The organism is Clostridium simiarum, assembly GCF_018919175.1.
GTDB lineage: Bacteria > Bacillota > Clostridia > Clostridiales > Clostridiaceae > Clostridium_L > Clostridium_L simiarum.
In genome coordinates, this window is record NZ_JAHLQL010000020.1 from 1 (window position 1) to 1,955 (window position 1,955).

The 1,955-nt window shown below is 27.8% G+C and carries 2 protein-coding genes; one reads left to right on the forward strand and one right to left on the reverse strand.

What is annotated here, in order from left to right; all coding sequences use genetic code 11:
• Window positions 1-185: 185 nt before the first annotated feature.
• Window positions 186-359 carry a hypothetical protein gene (locus KQI89_RS17395; RefSeq protein ID WP_216458155.1) on the reverse strand — a complete coding sequence of 58 codons (174 nt, stop codon included), beginning with the start codon at window positions 357-359 and terminating at the stop codon, window positions 186-188.
• Window positions 360-907: 548 nt separating this feature from the next.
• Between KQI89_RS17395 and KQI89_RS17400 the strand changes: the two genes are divergently transcribed.
• Window positions 908-1,606 carry a response regulator transcription factor gene (locus KQI89_RS17400; protein ID WP_032123620.1) on the forward strand — a complete coding sequence of 233 codons (699 nt, stop codon included), beginning with the start codon at window positions 908-910 and terminating at the stop codon, window positions 1,604-1,606.
• Window positions 1,607-1,955: the final 349 nt, after the last annotated feature.

Here is a 1,955-nt window from a genome sequence, read left to right on the forward strand (position 1 = left end):
GCTCAGCTGGGAGAGCACCTGCCTTGCACGCAGGGGGTCAAGAGTTCGAATCTCTTTATCTCCACCATAAAAAGCAAGTTGTGAATTGTCACAACTTGCTTTTTTATATTTTATTAATTTTACACTTAAGAAATACACAAAATAATATGCTATTTTATTGGAAGTCATTAATTTATTATCCTTGTCTATATTTCATCAATTTGCTGCGTATTACCTCTAAGGCTACTTTTTACAGTAAATATTGCCCACTTATATTCTGGAATAGTATACCTTTCTAAATCTCTTGAAATATTTTTATCTGCTTCAGCACTTATTGTAAGTAAAGTTTCCCTATTCTCAATTATTTTTGTAAAATCCATCTGCCACATAGGAGTGCCATGAATTTTGTAAACATCACTGATTTTCTAATCTATACTTTATAGTAACATTAATTATTTTTACATGGCTACTTTGTAACTCTAATATAGATTACTTCGTTATTTAGTATAAGACATCATTGAACCTAGTTATATTTTTTAAATTTTTGTGTAAAGTAACAAATATTTTGTTACTTTATTACTGGTTTTAAGAGATTTCCCTTTATTTTATAAGATTTCGTGTTTTTAAACTCCCCATAAAAATATAAGAATTTTGTAATAAAAAATTTAGATAAACGTTAGTGAAATTTATTAATTTATTTATAACTTCAGGTGATGAATCTAAAGATTTAAGATATAATGTTGTTAGTGTTTATGACAAGCTTATTCTTAAGCCAATTCTGAGTTTTGTAAGTAGTCTTCTATATAGTAAGACATGAAGAAGTAAAATTGGACTAATGATTCTCTAGATCAGAGATAATTGAAAACTGGCAGGTAGTTAGTTTATATTTTTATATTATTATGGAAGATGCAAATAGGGAGGGGAAGTTTTGCTAAACAATATATTATTAATTGAAGATGATGAGGCGTTGTCTTTAGGTATAGAATATGCATTAAGTAAAGAAGGATTCAAGGTGTCCGTAAATTCTAATTTAGAAAATGCTAGAGATGAGTTGAATAAAAATAATTATGATTTAATATTATTAGATGTTATGTTACCAGATGGAAATGGGTATGATTTTTGTAGAGAGATAAGAGGAAAAAGTAATATTCCAATAATATTTTTAACAGCCTGTGATGATGAGGTTAATATTGTACTCGGTTTAGACATAGGGGGAGATGACTATATAATTAAACCTTTTAGAGTTAAAGAGCTATTGTCTAGAATTAAGGCAGTACTAAGAAGAAAAAGCTATGATAAAGAAGAAAAGGAAAAGGACATAATTAAGTCTTCAGATTTGGTTGTGGATGTAAAACAGGCAAAGGTTTTTAAAGGAGGAGAAGAAATATCTTTAACCTCTGTGGAATATAAATTACTTTTGTATTTTATGAAAAATTCAAAGCAAGTTCTTACAAGGAATCAAATGTTTGAGCAACTTTGGGATGTATATGGAGAGTTTGTAGATAATAATACTTTATCTGTATATGTAAGAAGGTTAAGAGAAAAAGTCGAAGATAATCCTAGTGAACCTAAATTGATACTTACATTAAGAGGGTTAGGATATAAATGGGATTCAGAAATATTATAGAACAAAAACCTTGTAATGTGGATATTTCGCAGATAAATTTATAAGAGATAAGGTTAACTCTGCCAGGTGTGTCTATATAAGATAATAATTAAAAATTAAAGAAATATTGAGATATAAGAAAATAATCTTATATAAATAGGATTTATAAATAAAAGCTTTATTTATATAGATGATATAATAACTACGTTGTCTTGTTGAGGCAAGCTTATAAGGCTCTCACAGATAATTAATTTATATAGCATGATCTTTGAAAATTGAACAGAAAAGATGATATAAAGACCAGCAATTCTTTTGAATTATTTTGAGTAGATTAAACTCAGAGTTTTCCGGATTCAGGTATTTTGAAAAA

What these genes read in the sequence shown, in the direction of transcription:
- KQI89_RS17395 (WP_216458155.1), bottom strand. Translation starts at nt 359, where the DNA reads ATGGATTTTACAAAAATAATTGAGAATAGGGAAACTTTACTTACAATA.